This window comes from Acidovorax sp. 56 (genome assembly GCF_002749705.1).
In the GTDB taxonomy this organism is placed as follows: domain Bacteria; phylum Pseudomonadota; class Gammaproteobacteria; order Burkholderiales; family Burkholderiaceae_C; genus Acidovorax.
In genome coordinates, this window is sequence record NZ_PEEV01000001.1 from 3,580,115 (window position 1) to 3,597,042 (window position 16,928).

The 16,928-nt window shown below is 66.5% G+C and carries 13 protein-coding genes and 1 riboswitch; of the genes, 6 read left to right on the forward strand and 7 right to left on the reverse strand.

Annotated features, from left to right (window positions below; all coding sequences use genetic code 11):
- Nucleotides 1-99 precede the first annotated feature (99 nt).
- On the reverse strand, nucleotides 100-738 hold the full coding sequence (locus CLU88_RS15890) for a hypothetical protein (RefSeq protein WP_099657419.1): 639 nt from the start codon (nucleotides 736-738) through the stop codon (nucleotides 100-102).
- Nucleotides 739-784: 46 nt separating this feature from the next.
- On the reverse strand, nucleotides 785-1,429 hold the full coding sequence (locus CLU88_RS15895; protein ID WP_099657420.1) for a hypothetical protein: 645 nt from the start codon (nucleotides 1,427-1,429) through the stop codon (nucleotides 785-787).
- A 204-nt stretch (nucleotides 1,430-1,633) separates the two neighbouring features.
- On the opposite strand from CLU88_RS15895, the gene CLU88_RS15900 reads away from it, so the two are divergent.
- Entirely contained in the window at nucleotides 1,634-2,728 is a 1,095-nt protein-coding gene (locus tag CLU88_RS15900) for a hypothetical protein (RefSeq protein WP_099657421.1), read from the forward strand.
- A gap of 266 nt (nucleotides 2,729-2,994) precedes the next feature.
- On the opposite strand, the gene CLU88_RS15905 is transcribed toward CLU88_RS15900, so the two are convergent.
- Entirely contained in the window at nucleotides 2,995-4,302 is a 1,308-nt protein-coding gene (locus tag CLU88_RS15905; protein ID WP_099657422.1) for a Glu/Leu/Phe/Val dehydrogenase, read from the reverse strand.
- 394 nt (nucleotides 4,303-4,696) lie between these two features.
- Here CLU88_RS15905 and CLU88_RS15910 point away from each other — a divergent pair, with 394 nt between their 5' ends.
- Together CLU88_RS15910 and CLU88_RS15915 are read left to right on the forward strand one after the other, a co-directional pair.
- Nucleotides 4,697-6,157, forward strand: coding sequence for a zinc ribbon domain-containing protein (locus tag CLU88_RS15910; RefSeq protein ID WP_158235612.1), 1,461 nt, complete (start codon nucleotides 4,697-4,699; stop codon nucleotides 6,155-6,157).
- Between the two features lie 194 nt (nucleotides 6,158-6,351).
- Complete coding sequence (locus CLU88_RS15915; protein WP_233205501.1) at nucleotides 6,352-7,650, forward strand: zinc ribbon domain-containing protein; 1,299 nt, start codon at nucleotides 6,352-6,354, stop codon at nucleotides 7,648-7,650.
- Nucleotides 7,651-7,734: 84 nt separating this feature from the next.
- Here CLU88_RS15915 and CLU88_RS15920 read toward each other — a convergent pair whose 3' ends face one another.
- The 3 genes from CLU88_RS15920 to CLU88_RS15930 all read right to left on the reverse strand — a co-directional run bounded on the left by CLU88_RS15920 (nucleotide 7,735) and on the right by CLU88_RS15930 (nucleotide 12,041).
- The gene (locus CLU88_RS15920) at nucleotides 7,735-8,601 is read right to left on the reverse strand and encodes a PPK2 family polyphosphate kinase (RefSeq protein WP_099658942.1); all 867 of its coding nucleotides are present in this window, start codon (nucleotides 8,599-8,601) and stop codon (nucleotides 7,735-7,737) included.
- Nucleotides 8,602-8,761: 160 nt separating this feature from the next.
- Nucleotides 8,762-10,924, reverse strand: a complete 2,163-nt coding sequence (locus CLU88_RS15925; protein ID WP_099657424.1) for a TonB-dependent siderophore receptor — start codon at nucleotides 10,922-10,924, stop codon at nucleotides 8,762-8,764.
- Between the two features lie 178 nt (nucleotides 10,925-11,102).
- Nucleotides 11,103-12,041 carry a LysR family transcriptional regulator gene (locus CLU88_RS15930; RefSeq protein WP_099657425.1) on the reverse strand — a complete coding sequence of 313 codons (939 nt, stop codon included), beginning with the start codon at nucleotides 12,039-12,041 and terminating at the stop codon, nucleotides 11,103-11,105.
- Between the two features lie 72 nt (nucleotides 12,042-12,113).
- On the opposite strand from CLU88_RS15930, the gene CLU88_RS15935 reads away from it, so the two are divergent.
- The 3 genes from CLU88_RS15935 (at nucleotide 12,114) to metH (ending at nucleotide 16,284) form a co-directional block, all read left to right on the forward strand.
- Nucleotides 12,114-12,596, forward strand: a complete 483-nt coding sequence (locus CLU88_RS15935; RefSeq protein WP_099657426.1) for a PACE efflux transporter — start codon at nucleotides 12,114-12,116, stop codon at nucleotides 12,594-12,596.
- A gap of 53 nt (nucleotides 12,597-12,649) precedes the next feature.
- A complete protein-coding gene (locus CLU88_RS15940; RefSeq protein WP_099657427.1) occupies nucleotides 12,650-13,399 on the forward strand; it encodes a hypothetical protein in 750 nt (249 codons plus the stop codon).
- Nucleotides 13,400-13,415: 16 nt separating this feature from the next.
- Nucleotides 13,416-13,516, forward strand: a riboswitch (S-adenosyl-L-homocysteine riboswitch).
- Between the two features lie 29 nt (nucleotides 13,517-13,545).
- Nucleotides 13,546-16,284, forward strand: a complete 2,739-nt coding sequence (metH, locus tag CLU88_RS15945) for a methionine synthase (protein WP_099657428.1) — start codon at nucleotides 13,546-13,548, stop codon at nucleotides 16,282-16,284.
- A gap of 118 nt (nucleotides 16,285-16,402) precedes the next feature.
- Here metH and CLU88_RS15950 read toward each other — a convergent pair whose 3' ends face one another.
- The gene (locus tag CLU88_RS15950; protein ID WP_099657429.1) at nucleotides 16,403-16,798 is read right to left on the reverse strand and encodes a RidA family protein; all 396 of its coding nucleotides are present in this window, start codon (nucleotides 16,796-16,798) and stop codon (nucleotides 16,403-16,405) included.
- Nucleotides 16,799-16,928 lie beyond the last annotated feature (130 nt).

Below are 16,928 nucleotides of genomic sequence, written 5' to 3' on the forward strand. Positions count from 1 at the left end.
ATCCCTGCAATTTGCGGCAGGCTCCTGCATCTCGGAGGATTTTGATGGCTGCCCAGAGCCTGCAGTTTTCGCCAACGGTATGTTCCCCCTGAAACGCAATCACGGCGAAACCCCATCATCGTAGGCATCGCAGTTGAACCTGCTGAGCACCGCCAAAGACGGCACTCTAAAGTCTTTTTCCTTGCTGACCTTGAGGCGCCCTTTGACCCGTTCAGAGGTGATGAACTTGCCTGTCAGGTAGTTCACGCTGGTGCGGCCTTCCTCTTTGCCTGCATTCCAGACGTTCTCCCTGCCGATCAGCTCAAAGTCGCCACGCTTTGGGTTGAAGCGGAACTGCAGGGTGGTGTTGCCCGATGCGTTGTCTTCTGCCTTGTCCACAGCGGTGACAAAAAGCGATGAGCCCTTGGCCTCCAGGTTGAAGAACTTCTGTGCCCTGCAATAGCTGGCAGAGGCAGACAGGAGCGTGTATTGGCCGCCTGGCGTGCCCGCTAGCACCACGAGGCGGATTTCCATCGGCGCATCCGAGGGTCCATTGACTTCGTTGAGGATCAGGGCCAGGTCCTGGACGCCATCGCTGTTCCAGTCGCCTGTCGTGGAGGTCCATTCCACGAAAGTCTGCTGCGGAAACAGGACAGCGACCGCTGCTTTGGCACTGGCAAATTCAGGCGGCTGGGCGTATGCCACCGCTGCCATGGTCAGGCAGGCGATGGTGGTGGAAATGCGTTGGATGCAGCGCATGTGGTGCCTCATGAATGCAAGTATTTGGGGCTGTGTCCGTGCGGGATCACCCCTGGGTGCCCGGCTGCCGCAACAGCGCCGCCAGCACCAGCGCCTCGGCCAGCACTTCCAACGCCTCTTCGAGGGTGGCTAGCAGCGGCGGCAGCTCGGGCAGCCAGGGCCAGTGCGTTTGTGCTTCAGGCCACTGGTCCACGCCAATCGCTAGCCAGCCAACGGCCAGGCCCGCCCACAGCAGGGCTCGCGTGCTGCGGTGGCCCAAGGCGTGGTGTAGCCAGGCCAAGGTGAGCAGGCCGATGGCGGCCACGGCCAGCATGGGGGCCTCGCGCACGGTGCTGTACTGGCAGGCGGCGGTCCATTCGTGGCAGCGAAACTTCCACAGCTCGTGCAGCATGAACTGCTCGTCCAGCGCCAGCACCAAAAACGCCACCGCCAGCCACGCGCCCAGCAGGCGGGGCAGGGCGCGTTCGCCCACGAGCCGCAGGGCGGTGATGCTGAGCGTGAGCAGCAGCGCACTCGACAGCCAGGCCACGGGCGAGGCGTCCGAGCGGAAGGCGCGCTCCCACGCGGGGGCGTAGACCCAGGCGCTGAGCAGCAGGTAGCCCAGCACGGCGGCGAGCAGCGCGGGCGCCACGCCACGGTGGGGGTTGGGGCGATGGCGGGGCAGCGGTGTGGGTGGCGCAGCGTGGGGCATGGGCCGATTGTCTGCCAAACCCGAAATATTTTGAATAAAAAGTGCCTCTAGCGCTTGATATGAAAGCGCTGGCAGCTATTGTTTTGATAGTGAATGGGTAGCGGCTTTTCATGCGGGTTGAATGGGAACAGAATCTGGCATCTCCGCTGCACTGGGCCAGGCTTGGCCTTGCGCCCCACCGTTCAGCCACACCGCCTTGCCGCCATGTCCATCCAAATGGATCCCCCCCGCAGCCCTGTGCCCGCCGCAGCCCAGGTGTTGGCCGAAGCTGCTTTACAGCGGCAAAACATGCTGCTGGGCGCAGACAAAGGGGGCACCGGTGTAGCGGCGCCCACCCCTGGGGCTCCGCCGTCCCCCACGCCAATCCCTGCCACGCCTTTGGCCCCGCCGCCGTTGCCCGAGGGGGCCCGTGACCCGGCGCAGGCCGACCGGGTGAGCCTGTCGCCCCGCGCCAGCCAGGCGCTGCAGGCGCAGGGCCAGGGTGGGGTTGCGCAGGGCAACGCAGCACCGGCCGCGCCCCGGGCCGCGCCTTTGCCCCCTGCGGCTGCAGCCACCTTGGCGGCCGCGGCTGCTGGCGGCGCTGAAGCGGTGGAGGGTGCTGCATGGTCTGCGCAGGGCGTGTCGCCCGCCATGCGGGGGCTGCTCCAGGCGCTGGTGCAGCAGCTTGCCCCTGCTGCGCCACCGCGCGTGGTGGTGGCGCAGCCCTGGGGGCCTGCGGCGGGCGGTGGCGTGGCTGCCGATGTCGATGTGCCCCCGCTGCAAACCTGGCTGGTGGGCCAGGGCCGTGTGCTTACCGAGCAGGGCGAGCGCGTTTTCTCCGCCACGCTGCGTGTACCAGCGGCGTGGTTGCAGGCGCAACCTGCCGCGCCTGCCGCAGCGCCACCGGGCTCTGCCAGCACGCTGCAGGCCGCCTTTGCCGGGCGGCCCCAGGCGTTGGCGGGCGGCTTGTTTGCGTTGGTCTTGCAGCCGACGGTGCTGGCGGGCGATGCGCACGGTGGTGCTCCCGTGGGGGGGCACACCAGTGCCTTGTTGGCGCTGGAGCTGGCCCCGTGGGCGGGTGCCGCCGCCAGCCTGGTGTACGGGCGCGAGCAACTGCACTCGCGCAACGACCCGTGGTTGCAGATGCTGGCGCTGCAAGCCAGCGGCTACGGGCGCGATGAGGAAGAGGCGGAACAGCGCCGCCGTGCACGGGGCCATTGCGACACCCCCGGCTGCCCCTACGCAGGCCGCGCGCCTTGCGAGCAGCCGTTTTGCCATGCCATGCGGGTGGAGCCGGTGCCTCCGATAGATCGGGCTTGACGCTGCGCACGGGCTCGGCGTGAACTTGCGCAAACCGTTCACGCTGAGCCTGTTGAAGCGTCGCGCAGGGCTTCGACAAGCTCAGCCCGAACGGATTTCTCATGTGCAAAGATGCCGACTCAATGGCCCGTCAAGAAAGAAAAGAGGCAGGCATAAAAAAAGCCGCCCTGTGGTGAGGGCGGCTTTGCCGGGCGCTTGTGGCGCACCTGGATTCGGGGCGCTGGCGGTGGGCCAGCGCTGCGAAAAAATTCAGACCACGGCAGGCATCATGGATACAGGCCGCGCATTTCGCGGGCATGCAGGATGCGCTGGCACGCCACGATGAAGGTGGCAGTGCGCAGGCTCACCTTGTGCTCTTGCGCCACTTGCCAGATGCCCGCAAAGGCCTCTTGCATGATGCGCACCAGGCGGGCGTTGATCTCGTCTTCGCTCCAGAAGAAGCTGGAGAAGTCCTGCACCCATTCAAAGTAGCTCACCGTCACGCCGCCGGCGTTGGCGATCACATCGGGCAGCACCAGCACGCCCTTGTCGTGCAGGATGTCGTCGGCCTCGGTGGTCGTGGGGCCGTTGGCGCCTTCGATCACGAGCTTGGCCTTGATCTGGCCCGCGTTGTCCTTGGTGATCTGGCCTTCCAGCGCGGCAGGGATCAGGATCTCGCAATCCACGCCCCAGAACTCTTCGGCCTTCATCACATCGGCGCCGGCAAAGCCGCCCACGCCACCACGGGTCTTCACATGCGCCAGCAGTGCGGGCACATCCACGCCCTTGCTGTTGAAGATGGTGCCGGTGTGGTCTTGCACCGCCACCACCTTGGCGCCCGCTTCGGCAAACAGCTTGGCGGCAATGCCGCCCACGTTGCCAAAGCCCTGCACGGCCACGCGGGCGCCGTCCAGCGCCAGGCCGGTCAGCTTGGCGGCTTCCACGCCCACGGTGTACACGCCGCGGCCGGTGGCCTCGACACGGCCCAGCGAGCCGCCCAGGTCCACGGGCTTGCCGGTGACCACGCCGGTGGAGGTGGCGCCGGTGTTCATCGAATACGTGTCCATCATCCAGGCCATGATCTGGCCGTTGGTGTTCACATCAGGCGCAGGGATGTCCTTGGAGGGGCCGATGAGCAGGCCGATCTCGCTGGTGTAGCGGCGCGTCAGGCGCTCCAGTTCACCCATCGACAGCTTCTTAGGGTCCACGCGGATGCCGCCCTTGGCACCGCCGTAGGGCACGTTCACCGCCGCGTTCTTCACCGACATCCAGGCCGACAAGGCCATCACTTCAGACAGCGTCACATCCTGGTGGAAGCGCACGCCACCCTTGCCGGGGCCGCGGCTCAGGTTGTGCTGCACGCGGTAGCCTTCGTAGTGGGCGATGGTGCCGTTGTCCAGCTCAATCGGCACGTCCACGATCAGGATGCGCTTGGGGCGCTTGAGGGTCTCTACCCAGCGCGCCAGGTTGCCGAGGTAGGGGGTGACGCGGTCGACCTGCTGCAGGTAGTTACCCCAGGGGCCGAGATGATCGGCTTGCAGGTAAGAGGGCAGGGGGTGTGCGGGTGCGGCGGGTGCGCCAGAGGGGTTTGACATGTAATTTCCTTGTGGGACCAGTTCAAGGCGCGAAGCTTATGCCTGCGGTGTTGCGGTGTCCAAGGCCAGTCTGTTTGCGGGTTATGCGTTTGATGCATAAAGTGACAAAGGTCAAAAAGAGCGGCCTGGGCAGCGCACGAAACCCCGATTTCTGTGCAATTTTTGTGCCCTGCACGCGTTGCAAGGCGCGTGGCTTGCGCTTGTTACCGGTGATTAACATTTGGCCGATAGACTCGGGCGCCAAAGCACCTGCAACCCCGCGAAGAACACGGCCTGAGAGGGGTGGGTGTTTTTCATGCCCCGCAGCCCGGCGCAGCGGCAGACCGGGCCAGCGCCTTGGCTGCGGCCCTGGGGGTCAGCGTGCAGTCTGTCCAATCTCCAACAAGGTCCGCCAATGAGTGTCAACTGCCATGCCTGCGCCACCGTGAACCGCGATGGCGCCAAGTGCTGCAAGGGTTGCGGCACAGCCCTGATCCCCCAACCCGCTGAAGCCGCCGAAGCTGTCACCAGCACGGTGTGCCCCGCCTGTGCGGCCCCGTGCAAACCCGGTGCGCGTTTTTGCGGCCAGTGCGGCGAAAACCTGGTGGCCCCACAGCCCGCTGTGGCCGCTCCCACCGTGCCCCCAGTTTCCGCTGCGCCATCGCCCAGCACCACTCCGGAAGACGAGCCCGTGCTGGAGCTGGACATGGACTTCGACCTGGACGATGGCCCCTCGGACCCCGATGCCGACACCCGGCCTGCGCCGCTGGAGTTTGTAGCGTCGGCGCAAGAGGAAGAAATGGACTTGCTGCTGGACGTGCCTATGGCCGCCGAGGCCCCCGCCGCCACGCAAGTCCACGCGGCGCCCGCACCCACAGTACCCGCCCCCACCCCCGCCGAGCCGGTCGTGGCCGCCGAAGCTGCCGCGCCGGTGCCCGAAGCGCCTGCGGCGGCTGCCGCAGCGGTGGCCGCAGTCCCAGCCGTGGCTTCCTCTGCGTCAGCGTCTGGTGCGGCGCCTGCTACGCCCGCAGTGCCCGTGCCCACCGTGCGGGCCCCAGCCACCTCGGCAACTCCGGCGGCGGCAAGCCCTGCCCCCGCCCCGGCAGCCGCAGCGCCCGCTCCACGCCCGGCGGCACCCGCCTCGGCCTGGCCGTTGCCTGAGGAGCCCGTGGCCTCTTCCGCACCGGGCGGTGCCCTGAAGTACGCCGCCATGGGCTTTGCCGGTGTGGCCGTGGTGGCCGGCCTGGCCTGGTGGCTGCTGGTGGCCAAGCCGCAAAGCCAGCCCGCCGTGGCACAGCAGGCGGGTACGCAGATGGCAGACGCTGCACCAGCGTCCGGCCCCAAGATCGTGATCGAATCGGCCCCCGCCGCCCCTGTGGTGGCTGCGCCCGCTGCCCTGCCAGAGCCCGCACCTGCAGCGCCGGTGGCATCGCCCGCCGTGGTGACCGAACCCCTGCAACCGCAGGTGGTGGCACCCGCCCCCGTGGCTGCCGCTGCGCCAGCGCCAGCCGCTACCGCTAAGCCCGCGCCCAAGGCCAGTGAAGCCGCCCCCAAGCCGCCCAAGCCACGCCCCGGTGCGCAGCCTGCCAACGAGCCGCCTTGGCCTCACGCGGGCTCGCGGGCCCCGGCGCCGCCCACCTTGTCCAACGCCCCGGCGCCCGCCCCGCAGCCGCCAGCAGTCACCGTCATCACCGCGCCGCCTGCCGATGGCCTGGGCCCCCTGCGTGCGGCGCTGCGCCAGTGCGACCGCGAAGACAACATGTTCAGCAAAGGCGTGTGCGTGGTGAAAGCGCGCCACCAGCACTGCGGCAACCACTGGGGCCGCGTGCCGGACTGCCCCATGAGCAGCCGCAACAACGACCCCTACGCCAACTGATACCGGGATGCGTTCAAGAATACAAACCCGGTCACGCTGAGCTTGCCGGAGCGCCGTGCGAGGCATCGACCAGGGCAGCGCGAACGGATGGGGTCTTGATCCAGAGAACGCGAATCTGTATGAGGGGTGCAAGGGCACTGCGCCGGGCCTGCACCCATACCAACAACTGACGATTTACCGAGGGAGAAAACACCATGAACCAACCGCCCAACCCAGCGCCGAATGCACCACTGAACCCGTCGCCCGCGCGCACCGACAACCCGTATTCCATCTACCGCCTGCCCGAGGCGCTGACCTGCTGGCCCGCCATGGCGGTCATGGCCGCCGCCTTCCTGGTGGCCGCCCTGGTGTTTGCGCTGGGCGGCGTCATGGCCCGCGTGTGGTTTGGCTTCACGCTGCTGTTTGCCATCGTGGCCGTGGTGGTGGGCATGGCGGGTGTCAGCGGGGCGGGCGCATGCCTGTCTGACCTGGCCCGGGGCCGCCCCTACCGGGGGCTGGTGGGGTACTTCATGGCCGGGCTGCTGTGCCTGCCCAAGCTGCTGGGCGCGGGCCTGGTGATGGGGCTGGGCGTGCTGGCCGTGTTCCTGGCCCTGGCCGTGGTGTTCTTTGTCTGCAAGATCCCGGTGCTTGGGCCGTTGCTGCTGGTGGTGGTGGTGCCTGTGGCGGTGCTGCTGATGGCGGCGCTGATGCTGGCGCTGTATGTGGCCTCGTCCATCGTCGGGCCTGCGCTGTGGGACGGTGAGCGCGTCATGCACTCGCTGTCGATCGCCTGGCACATCACGCGCAAGTACCCGTTTGCGGCCATCGGCAAGATCGTGGGCGGCATGCTGCTGTCGGCCATCTTTGCCTCGATGCTGTTTGGTTTGCTCACCTCGGCCTCGTTCACGGTGGGCGGCATGTTTGCGGCCGTGGTCGGCATGGGCGGTGACTTTGGTGGGGGCATGGGCTACGGTATGGGCGGCCGCATGGGTGGCGGCTTCAACCCGCTGGCCGTCATGATGGGCGGCGCCTCGGGCCATGTGATGGGTGCGGGCGTGGGCTTCAGCCTGGTGTTTGCGCTGGCCTCGGCGTTTGTCTTTTTGCTGCCGCTGATGGTGGGCGTGCTCACCTGGTGCGAGTTTTCCGAGAAGGTGGATCTGGGCAGTATCCGTGACTCTGCAGACGAAGCCCTCAAAGAAGTGAACAGCAAGGTGGCGGACCTCAAGGAAAAAGCCCAGGCCCAAGCCGCTGCGGCCGCAGCCGCCGCCACGGCCGCCACTACCGCGCACAACACGGCGAATACGACGAATACGGCCAGCCCTGCACCAGCCCAGGCCCCCGCGGCAGCGCCCGTGGCGTCCGCTGCTGCAACGCCCTCGGCGGCAGCGGTAGCACCCGCCACGGCGGCACCTGCGGCATCCACAGCGCCCGCCGCTCCAGCCTGCCCCCAGTGCCATGGCGAGGTGCAGGCCGATGACCGCTTTTGCGAGCACTGCGGCCACAAGCTGGTGTGATCGGTTGAAATCGAGATAGCGCGCGCAGGGGGTGCGCCATGCCCAGGGCACGCTCTGGGCATGGCGGCACCTCCGCCCGGTGGATCACTCCACCGTGAAATGCTCCAGCGCCGCGTCGCCTGTGGGGTAGCGCAAGGGCAGGCCCTGCAGCACTGCACGCAGCACGGTGGCAATCATCAGGTTGCGGTGGGTTTTGGAGTTGGCGGGCACGATGGTCCACGGTGCCCAGGGCGTGTGCGTGGCGCCCAGCAGCGTGTCGTAGGCGCGGCGATAGTCGCCCCATTGCTTGCGCACTGCAATGTCTCCCATGCTGAACTTCCAGTGCTTGGCCGGGTCGTCCAGGCGCTCTTGCAGCCGCTCGCGCTGCTCGTCCTTGCCAATGTGCAGCAGAAACTTCAGCACGATGGTGCCCGTCTCGCTGAGCATGCGCTCAAAGTCGTTGATGTGCGCCAGGCGCTGCTGGTGCTGCTCGGGCGTGATCCAGCCGTTCACCACGGGCACCAGCACGTCTTCGTAGTGGCTGCGGTTGAACACCGTGATGTCACCTGCCTGTGGCACCTGCTGGTGGATGCGCCAGAGGTAGTCGTGCGCCAGCTCGGGCTCGGTCGGGGCCTTCCAGCCCACGGCGTGCACGCCCAGGGCGCTCATGCGGCCGAACACGCCGCGAATGGTGCCGTCCTTGCCCGAGGTGTCGGTGCCCTGCAGCACCACCAGCAGCTTGTAGCGCTTGTCGGCGTAAAACAGGTTTTGCAGCGCATCCAGCTCCACGGCCAGGGCTTCCACCGCCGCTTTGTCTTCGGCCTTGCTGCCGGTAGAAAAGGGCTTGGCGCCGGGGTCGATGGCGTCCAGCGCAAACGGCTTGCCCGGCTCGGGCTGCCAGGGCGCCCAGCGCGGGGCCAGGCTGTGGCGGGCGACGCCCCAAAGGGCGTCATGGGCATGGGGTGAGGGCATGTGGCTCTCCGGTGTGGGGGTTGGCAGGGCGTTGGCGCCACGATACCAGCCGAGTCCTTCACCGGACATTCATGCCATAAAATGCTATTAAAAATATAGCTGCTAGCGCTTATTCAATAAGCGCTAGCAGCATTTTTACCTATAACCTAGCCTGCGCCGGTCAGAACGCCACCTGCACCCCGGCCACCACCTGGCGGCCCAGGCCAGGGATCACCGTCAGGTTGCCCCACGAGGCGGTGTAGTAGGTCTTGTCGAACAGGTTGTGCACGTCCAGCGTCAGGCGCGTGCGCTTGTCGATTTGCCAGTAGCTGGTGATGCGCGCCGTGGTGTAGGCGGGCAGGCGGTAGGCATCGGTAGCGGTGCCTGTGCGCTCGCCCACGTGCACCAGCCCACCGCCAATGCCGTAGCGACCGCCCCAGGGGGCTTGGTCTTCGCGGATGGCGAACAGCCCGGCGCTGACGCGCGGCACGTTCAGCAGGCGCTTGCCCAGCAGGGCGGCGTTGTTGTCGCGGGTGACTTCGGTGTCGGTGTAGGCCAGGTTGGCCGTCATGCGCCAGTGGGTGTCAATTTGCCCGGCCACGTCCAGCTCCAGCCCTCGGCTGCGCACCTCGCCAGCGGCAATGCTGAAGTTGGCATTGGTGGGGCTGCGGGTGAGCACGTTGGTCTTGCGAATATCAAACAGCGCTACGTTGGCGTTCAGGCGCTGGTCGGGCGACTGCCACTTGGCGCCCAGCTCAAACGCCTTGCCCTTTTGCGGCTCGAATGCGTTGCCGTTTTCGTCCGTGCCCGCATTGGGGCGGAACGAGCGACCCGCCGAGGCGTAGACCGAGGTGTTGGCGTCAATCAGGTAGGTCAGGCCGATGCGCGGCGTGGTGGCCGAGTAGGAGTGCACTTGGCGCGTGCCCGCCATCAGGTCTTGGTTGTCCTGGTGGTAGCTGTCAAAACGCACGCCGGCCAGCAGCTTCCACTGGGCGCTCAGGTCGATCTGGTCTTGCGCAAACAGGCCGGTGGCGCGCAGGCGGTCATTGAGCAGGTAGCCCTGTGCCAAGGTGCTGCCGGTGACGGTGCCGTAGGTGGGGTTGTAGATGTCGATGGGGTACTTTTGCGTGGAATAGCGAATGTCCTGGCCCGACGTCAGCCGCCACGAGTCCACCCCCGCCAGCACGGTGTGGCGCAGCGCGCCGGTGGTGACCTTGCCTTCCACTTCGGCTTGCACCGACGTGTCCCGCGAAGGCAGGCTGCGCCAGCTGTCGCTGCGCGCCAGGGTGCGGCCGTCGCTGCCCAGCACGCCCAGCTGGCCCGTGCCAAAGTCCACGGCGTTGCCGTACAGCTCGGTTTCGCGGTACGACGCGCCCAGCCGCGTGCGCCAGCCGCTGCCCAGGTCGTGGTCCAGCGTGATCTGGTGGGTGTCGCCATTCACATGCAGATTGCCCCGGTCGGGTTCGCCCAGGAAGCGGTCGCGCGGCAGGGCACCCACGTTGCCGTTGACCTGCACCAGGCCCCGGTCCAGCGGGGTGCGGATGCGGATGAATTCGGCCTCGTAGTTCAGCACCGTGTTGGGGCTCAGGTTCCAGGTGAGGGCCGGGGCCACCACCATTTTGCGGTTGTCGACCAGGTTCGAGCGGCTGGCGCCGTCTTCAGCCGCCACGTTCAGGCGGTAGGCCACGTCCGTGCCCAGCGGGCCGGTGCTGTCGAGCGTGGTACGCCGATAGCCCAGGGTGCCCACCTGCACGCCCGCTTTGTTGGCGGCGGTGAACTGGGGCTTTTTGGTGACCACATTGAGCGTGCCGCCGGGCTCGCTGCTGCCGTACAAGGCGGCGGCGGGGCCTTTGAGGAACTCCACGCGCTCCACGCTGGCCACGTCGCGCTGCGGGCCATAGCCCCGGTTGGAGGCAAAGCCGTTAAGCAGCTGCCCGCCATCGGTGTTGCTGAAGCCGCGAATGGCGTAGTTGTCCCAGGTGCCGCCAAAGTCATTGAGGCGGGTGATGCCGCTGACAAAGTCCACCGTGTCGGCCAGGCGGCGGGCGCCCAGGTCTTGCATGAGCTGCTGGGGCACCACGCGCACGGACTGCGGCGTCTCGATGAGCGGGGTGTCGGTGCGGGTGGCGGCGGTGTTGCGCTGCGCGCCCTGGTAGCCGCTGCTGCCCGAGGTTTCGCGCACCTGCACTTCCGACAAGGCGGGGCTGGCCTCGGCAGAGGCCGCAGGGGCCGCTGCCTGCTGGGCCAGGGCCGCTGTGGCGGTGAAGGCGCACAGCACCACGCTGGCGTGGGCAATGGCCGAAAGGCGGGGATGGCGCGCAGGCCGATGGATCAGGGAGTGCATGGTGAAGGGGCGGTGAACAGGCCCGCCGGGCAGCAAACTGCGCACCGAGGCGGGCCCAAAAAGGCAAGGGGTCGCCATTATCCATGCAAATGCAACTAATTCGTATTTGCCTTTGATGTCTTTTGACGCCCGCAGGAATGGCACTGGCCTGGGCCGGGCCTTGGGCTGGCCCTTGGCGTCAGGCCTGCGCCCCAGGGGCCGTGGCCCCTTCCATCAGCGCCACAAAGCGCCGCGCCCCCAGGCCCAGGGGCCGCTCCTTGGACCACACCACATCCACCCACAGCGCCACACCGTTGCTCAGGTTCTCAAACGGCATCTCTACCAGCGAACCCGCCGCGATGCGCGGCTGCACCAGCGCGCGCGGCTGCCAGCCCCAGCCCAGGCCCGCCTCGATCAGGCCCAGCGCGGCCAGGTGGTTGTCGGTGCGCCAGTGGTGGCGGGCAAACACAAAGCGCGGGTCGGTCTGCGCCAGGTCGCGGCTGGCCACCACGATCTGGCGCGTGGTGGTCAGGTGCTCCTCGCGCAGCATGGCGCGCTCGGGCGGCTCGCCCCGGGCCAATGCCGACGCGCGTGCGCCCTGCAATACCGGGTGGTCTGGCGCCATCACGGCCACCAGGGTTTCGGTGCCCACTTCCTGAAACCCCTCGCGCCCGTCGATGCTGGGCCGCTCAAACACCAGCGCCAGCTGGGCCCGCCCACTGTGCAGCAGCGCCAGCGCATCCACCTGCGGGGCCGTCAGCACTTCCACCTGCAGCAGCGGGTACTCGTGCGCCAGCGCGGCCAGCGGCGCCGTCCAGCGCGAGGCCAGCAACTCGGGCGCAATCGCCAGGGTCAGGCGCTCTTCCAGCCCCTGTGTCAGCGCCAGCGCCTGGGCGTTGAGCTGCTGCAACTGCCCGGCCAGCAGCCGCGCCTGGGGCTCCAGCGCCCGTGCTGCGGCCGTGGGCCGGGGTTCGCGCCCGCTGCGGTCAAACAGCTGCACGGCCAGCTCGGCCTCCAGGTGGGCGATGGTCATGCTCACCGCCGAAGGCACCCGCGACAGCGCCCGCGCAGCGGCCGAGAACGAGCCGTGGTCCAGCGCGGCCAAGAACACCTGCACGCTGTCGGAAGAAAAGGCCATGGGGTTGATCTGTCAATTAATCTGAAAGAAGCTGACTTTATATGTCAGATGAATGCACATAAAGTGCCATCCATGGACAAAACACCGACCCTCTTCGGCCTGCAAGGCGTCAAGCGCCGCATCATTTACGTCAGCTTGTACGAGCTGATTGCGATTGGCGCTGCCACCGTGGGGCTGGCCCTGCTGACAGGCCAGAGCGCGGGCCACTCGGGCGTGGTGGCGGTGGCAGCATCGGTGATCGCCGTGATTTGGAACATCGTGTTCAACTGGGCTTTTGAGCGCTGGGAGTCTCGCCAGGCGGTGCGCGGGCGCAGCACAGCGCGGCGCGTGGCGCATGCCATCGGTTTTGAGGGCGGGCTGGTGTTCACGCTGGTGCCGCTGTTCGCCTGGTGGTTCCAGGTCAGCCTGTGGCAGGCCTTCGTCATGGACCTGGGGCTGATCGTGTTTTTCCTGTGCTACACGTTCGTGTTCAACTGGGTGTTCGACCACCTGTTCGGGCTGCCCGCGTCGGCTACGGCTTCCGCGCAAACCGCCACTGAGGCCGCGACGGCCTGAGCGCCCGCTCCATCTGCCCGTGGGGGCTGGGCGCTGTTGATAATGGCGCCACGATGCATGGGTCCATCTCATTTCTGTCTCTGCCCCTTCTGCCTCTTTTTGCCCTGCTGTGCGCCTTGTTGGCGGGCTGTTCCAGCACGGCGCACACCCAGCGCGGCGAAGTCAAGGGCTCGGCCACTTCGGCCGGTGAGCTGGCGCAGTCGGACGTGAACCGCATGGCCACGCTGGCCATGCGCGACAACCTGGCGAGCCTGTACCTGCTGATGGACAAGCTCTATCGCCGCAACCCCGCCGAGTGGCGCAAGACCAGCGCCATCAGCCGCGAGCACGCCATGGACCTGGTGCGCGATGCCATCGTCCTGCGCCAGGCCTGGCCGACGCTGCAGGGGCGCCGCGATATCGCCGCCATGGCACTGGCTCTGGCGCCTGAATTCACTGGTGACCGCGTGGGCGCCTTCATCCACGCCACGGCCGACATGCTCATCACGGCGCACGGGGGCAAGACAGAGTTCTTCTTGCTCGACAGCATCGATGCGCAGCACTTGTACAACGCCGCGCGCAACGTGGAGAGCGCGGTGTGGTTGCTGGCCCAGCGCCGCAATGCCCAGGGCCAGCCGCTGCTGCTGGCCGACGAGATAGGGCCCCAGGGCCGCAACCTGAGCTTTGAGCGCGAGTTCGGCAAGATCATCGCGCGGCTTGATCTGCTGGCCGCTGTGGCCACCGAAAAGTACCGCCGCGCCGCCATCAGCTATGTACAGGGGATTGTGGGGGGCAGTTTTCTGCAGTTCCTGCCAGTGCGCTGACCCGGTAAAATCCACGCTGCCCAAGGAGCGTTGCAGCGGCCTCACCGCCATGGTGAAGCCGTCAGGCTTGGGCCCCAGCCCTCTGGCACAGCCCCCCCGTAACGACGCTCACCTGTTTTGTCCGTGTTCCTGCACAGGTGAGCCCTATGTCTGCTGTTTCCGTCCCTCCCATGAAACTCTCTGGCCTGGAGCCTGTCTCCATTGGCGAGGGCACCCTGTTCGTCAACGTGGGCGAGCGCACCAACGTCACCGGCTCCAAGGCGTTTGCGCGCATGATTTTGAACGGCCAGTACGAAGAAGCCCTGGCCGTGGCCCGCCAGCAGGTGGAGAACGGCGCACAGGTCATCGACATCAACATGGACGAGGCCATGCTCGACAGCAAGGCCGCCATGGTGCGGTTTTTGCAACTCATCGCGTCCGAGCCCGACATCGCGCGCGTGCCCATCATGGTGGACAGCTCCAAGTGGGAGGTGATCGAGGCTGGCCTGCGATGCGTGCAGGGCAAGGGCATCGTCAACTCCATCTCCATGAAGGAGGGCGTGGACAAATTCAAGCACGAGGCTCGCCTGGTGCGCCGCTATGGCGCCGCAGCGGTGGTGATGGCGTTTGACGAAACAGGACAGGCCGATACCTACGAGCGCAAGATCGAAATCTGCGAGCGCGCCTACCGCATCCTGGTCGATGAAGTCGGCTTCCCGCCCGAAGACATCATCTTCGACCCCAACATCTTTGCCGTGGCCACCGGCATTGAAGAGCACAACAACTACGCGGTCGACTTCATCGAGGCCGTGCGCTGGATCAAGCAGAACCTGCCGGGCGCCAAGGTGTCGGGCGGGGTGTCCAACGTGTCGTTCAGCTTCCGCGGCAACGACCCCGTGCGCGAGGCCATCCACACCGTGTTCCTGTACCACGCCATCAAGGCCGGGATGGACATGGGCATCGTCAACGCGGGCATGGTGGGCGTGTACGACGACCTGGAGCCCGTGCTGCGCGAGCGCGTGGAAGACGTGGTGCTCAACCGCCGCCCCGACGCGGGTGAGCGCCTGGTCGAGATCGCCGAAACCGCCAAGAGCGGCGCCAAGGACGAGAGCAAAAAGCTCGAATGGCGCGGCACGCCGGACAACCCCAAGACCGTGGGTGAGCGCTTGAGCCACGCCCTGGTGCACGGCATCACCGACTTCATCACCGAAGACACCGAAGAGGCTTACCGCGAGATTCTGGCCAAGGGCGGCCGCCCGCTGCATGTGATCGAAGGCCCGCTCATGGACGGCATGAACGTGGTGGGCGATTTGTTTGGTGCGGGCAAGATGTTCTTGCCCCAGGTGGTGAAAAGCGCCCGCGTGATGAAGAGCGCCGTGGCCCACCTGATCCCCTACATCGAAGAAGAAAAGCGCCAGGACGAGTTGGCCGGGCGTGATGTGCGTAGCAAGGGCAAGATCGTCATTGCCACCGTCAAGGGCGACGTGCATGACATCGGCAAGAACATCGTCACCGTGGTCCTGCAGTGCAACAACTTTGAGGTGGTGAACATGGGCGTGATGGTGCCCTGCCACGAGATTTTGGCGCGTGCCAAGGTCGAGGGGGCCGACATCGTGGGCCTGTCGGGCCTGATCACGCCCAGCCTCGAAGAGATGCAGTACGTGGCCGGCGAGATGCAGAAGGACGAGCACTTCCGCATCAAGAAGATCCCGCTGCTCATCGGTGGCGCCACCACCAGCCGCGTGCACACCGCCGTCAAGATCGCTCCGCATTACGAAGGCCCCGTGGTCTACGTGCCCGATGCGTCCCGCAGCGTGAGCGTGGCGCAAAGCCTGCTGGGCGACGGCGTGCAGAGCTACGTGGATGAGCTGAACGCCGACTATGACAAGGTGCGCACCCAGCACGCCAACAAAAAGGCCACACCCCTGTGGCCCTTGGCCAAGATCCGCGCCAACAAGACGCCCGTGGACTGGTCGGCCTACCAGCCCGCCGTGCCCCGCGCGCTGGGCCGCCGCGTGTTCAAGAACTTCGACCTGGGCGAGCTGGCCAAGTACATCGACTGGGGCCCGTTCTTCCAGACCTGGGACCTGGCCGGTCCGTACCCTGCCATCCTCACCGACGAGATCGTGGGCGTGGAGGCCACGCGCGTGTTCGCCGATGGCCAGGCCATGCTCAAGAAAATCATCGAAGGCCGGTGGCTCACAGCCAGCGGCGTGATGGCGCTGCTGCCCGCCAACAGCGTGAACGACGACGACATCGAGTTCTACACCGACGACACCCGCACCGAAGTGGCCATGACCTGGTACGGCCTGCGCCAGCAGGCCGAGAAACACACCATCGACGGCGTGACGCGCCCCAGCCGCTGCCTAGCCGACTTTGTGGCGCCTAAGGAAAGCGGCATTGCCGACTACGCGGGCCTGTTCGCCGTGACGGCGGGCCTCGGGATCGAAAAGAAGGAAAAAGCCTTCATCGACGCGCTGGACGACTACTCTGCCATCATGTTCAAGAGCCTGGCCGACCGCTTGGCCGAAGCCTTTGCCGAAGCCTTGCACCACCGCGTGCGCACCGACCTGTGGGGCTACGCCACCGGTGAAGCGCTGAGCAACGACGACATGATTGCCGAGAAGTACCACGGCATCCGCCCCGCGCCCGGCTACCCCGCCTGCCCAGACCACAGCGCCAAGAGCGAGCTGTTCCGCGTGTTGCAGGCCGAGGAAATCGGCATGACCCTGACCGAAAGCCTGGCCATGATGCCCGCCGCCAGCGTGAGCGGCTTCTACATCGGCCACCCCGACAGCGTGTACTTCAACGTCGGCAAGATCGGTGAAGACCAGTTGCACGACATGGCCCAGCGCCGGGGCATGGACGAGAAGGTGTTGGAGCGGTTGTTGGCCCCGAACCTGTGATGCTATGAAATAAATAGCTATCAGCGCTTATTGGGTAAGCGCTAGACGTTGTTATGACCTTAAAAGGCTCCTGTGCAGGAGCCTTTTTTCTGCCGTGTGGGATCACTCCATCTGGCGTTCAGGCGTGCGGCAGCTTGGCAATCACCTTGATCTCGAACTGAAACCCATACAGCCACGTCACCCCAATGCCGGTGAGTGTGGGGTAGGGCGCCTCGCCCCAGAACTCGGGCACGATGCCCCAGACGGTGTCGAAGTTCGCCTCGGGGTTCACCACGAACATCGTCACGTCCACCACGTCGTCAAACGTGCAGCCTGCCGCTTGCAGCACGGCGTTGAGGTTGGTGAATGCCAGGCGCACCTGGGCGGCCACATCGGGTTCGGGCGAGCCGTCTTCGCGGCTGCCGACCTGGCCAGAGACAAACAGAAAGCCATTGGCGCGCACGGCGGGCGAATAGCGGTTGCGCTCGTACAGCGCCTGGCGGCCTGCGGGAAACACGACGTCACGGGTGGGCATGGAGAGTCCTTTCATTCATGCGGGGAGGGGTGGTGATGCAGGCACTGTAGAAGCGAGCGCTGTTCTGATAAACAGGCTAATCTGCGCAGCACTGTTCTTCATTTCCAAACAATCAACAATGGGCGGCGCC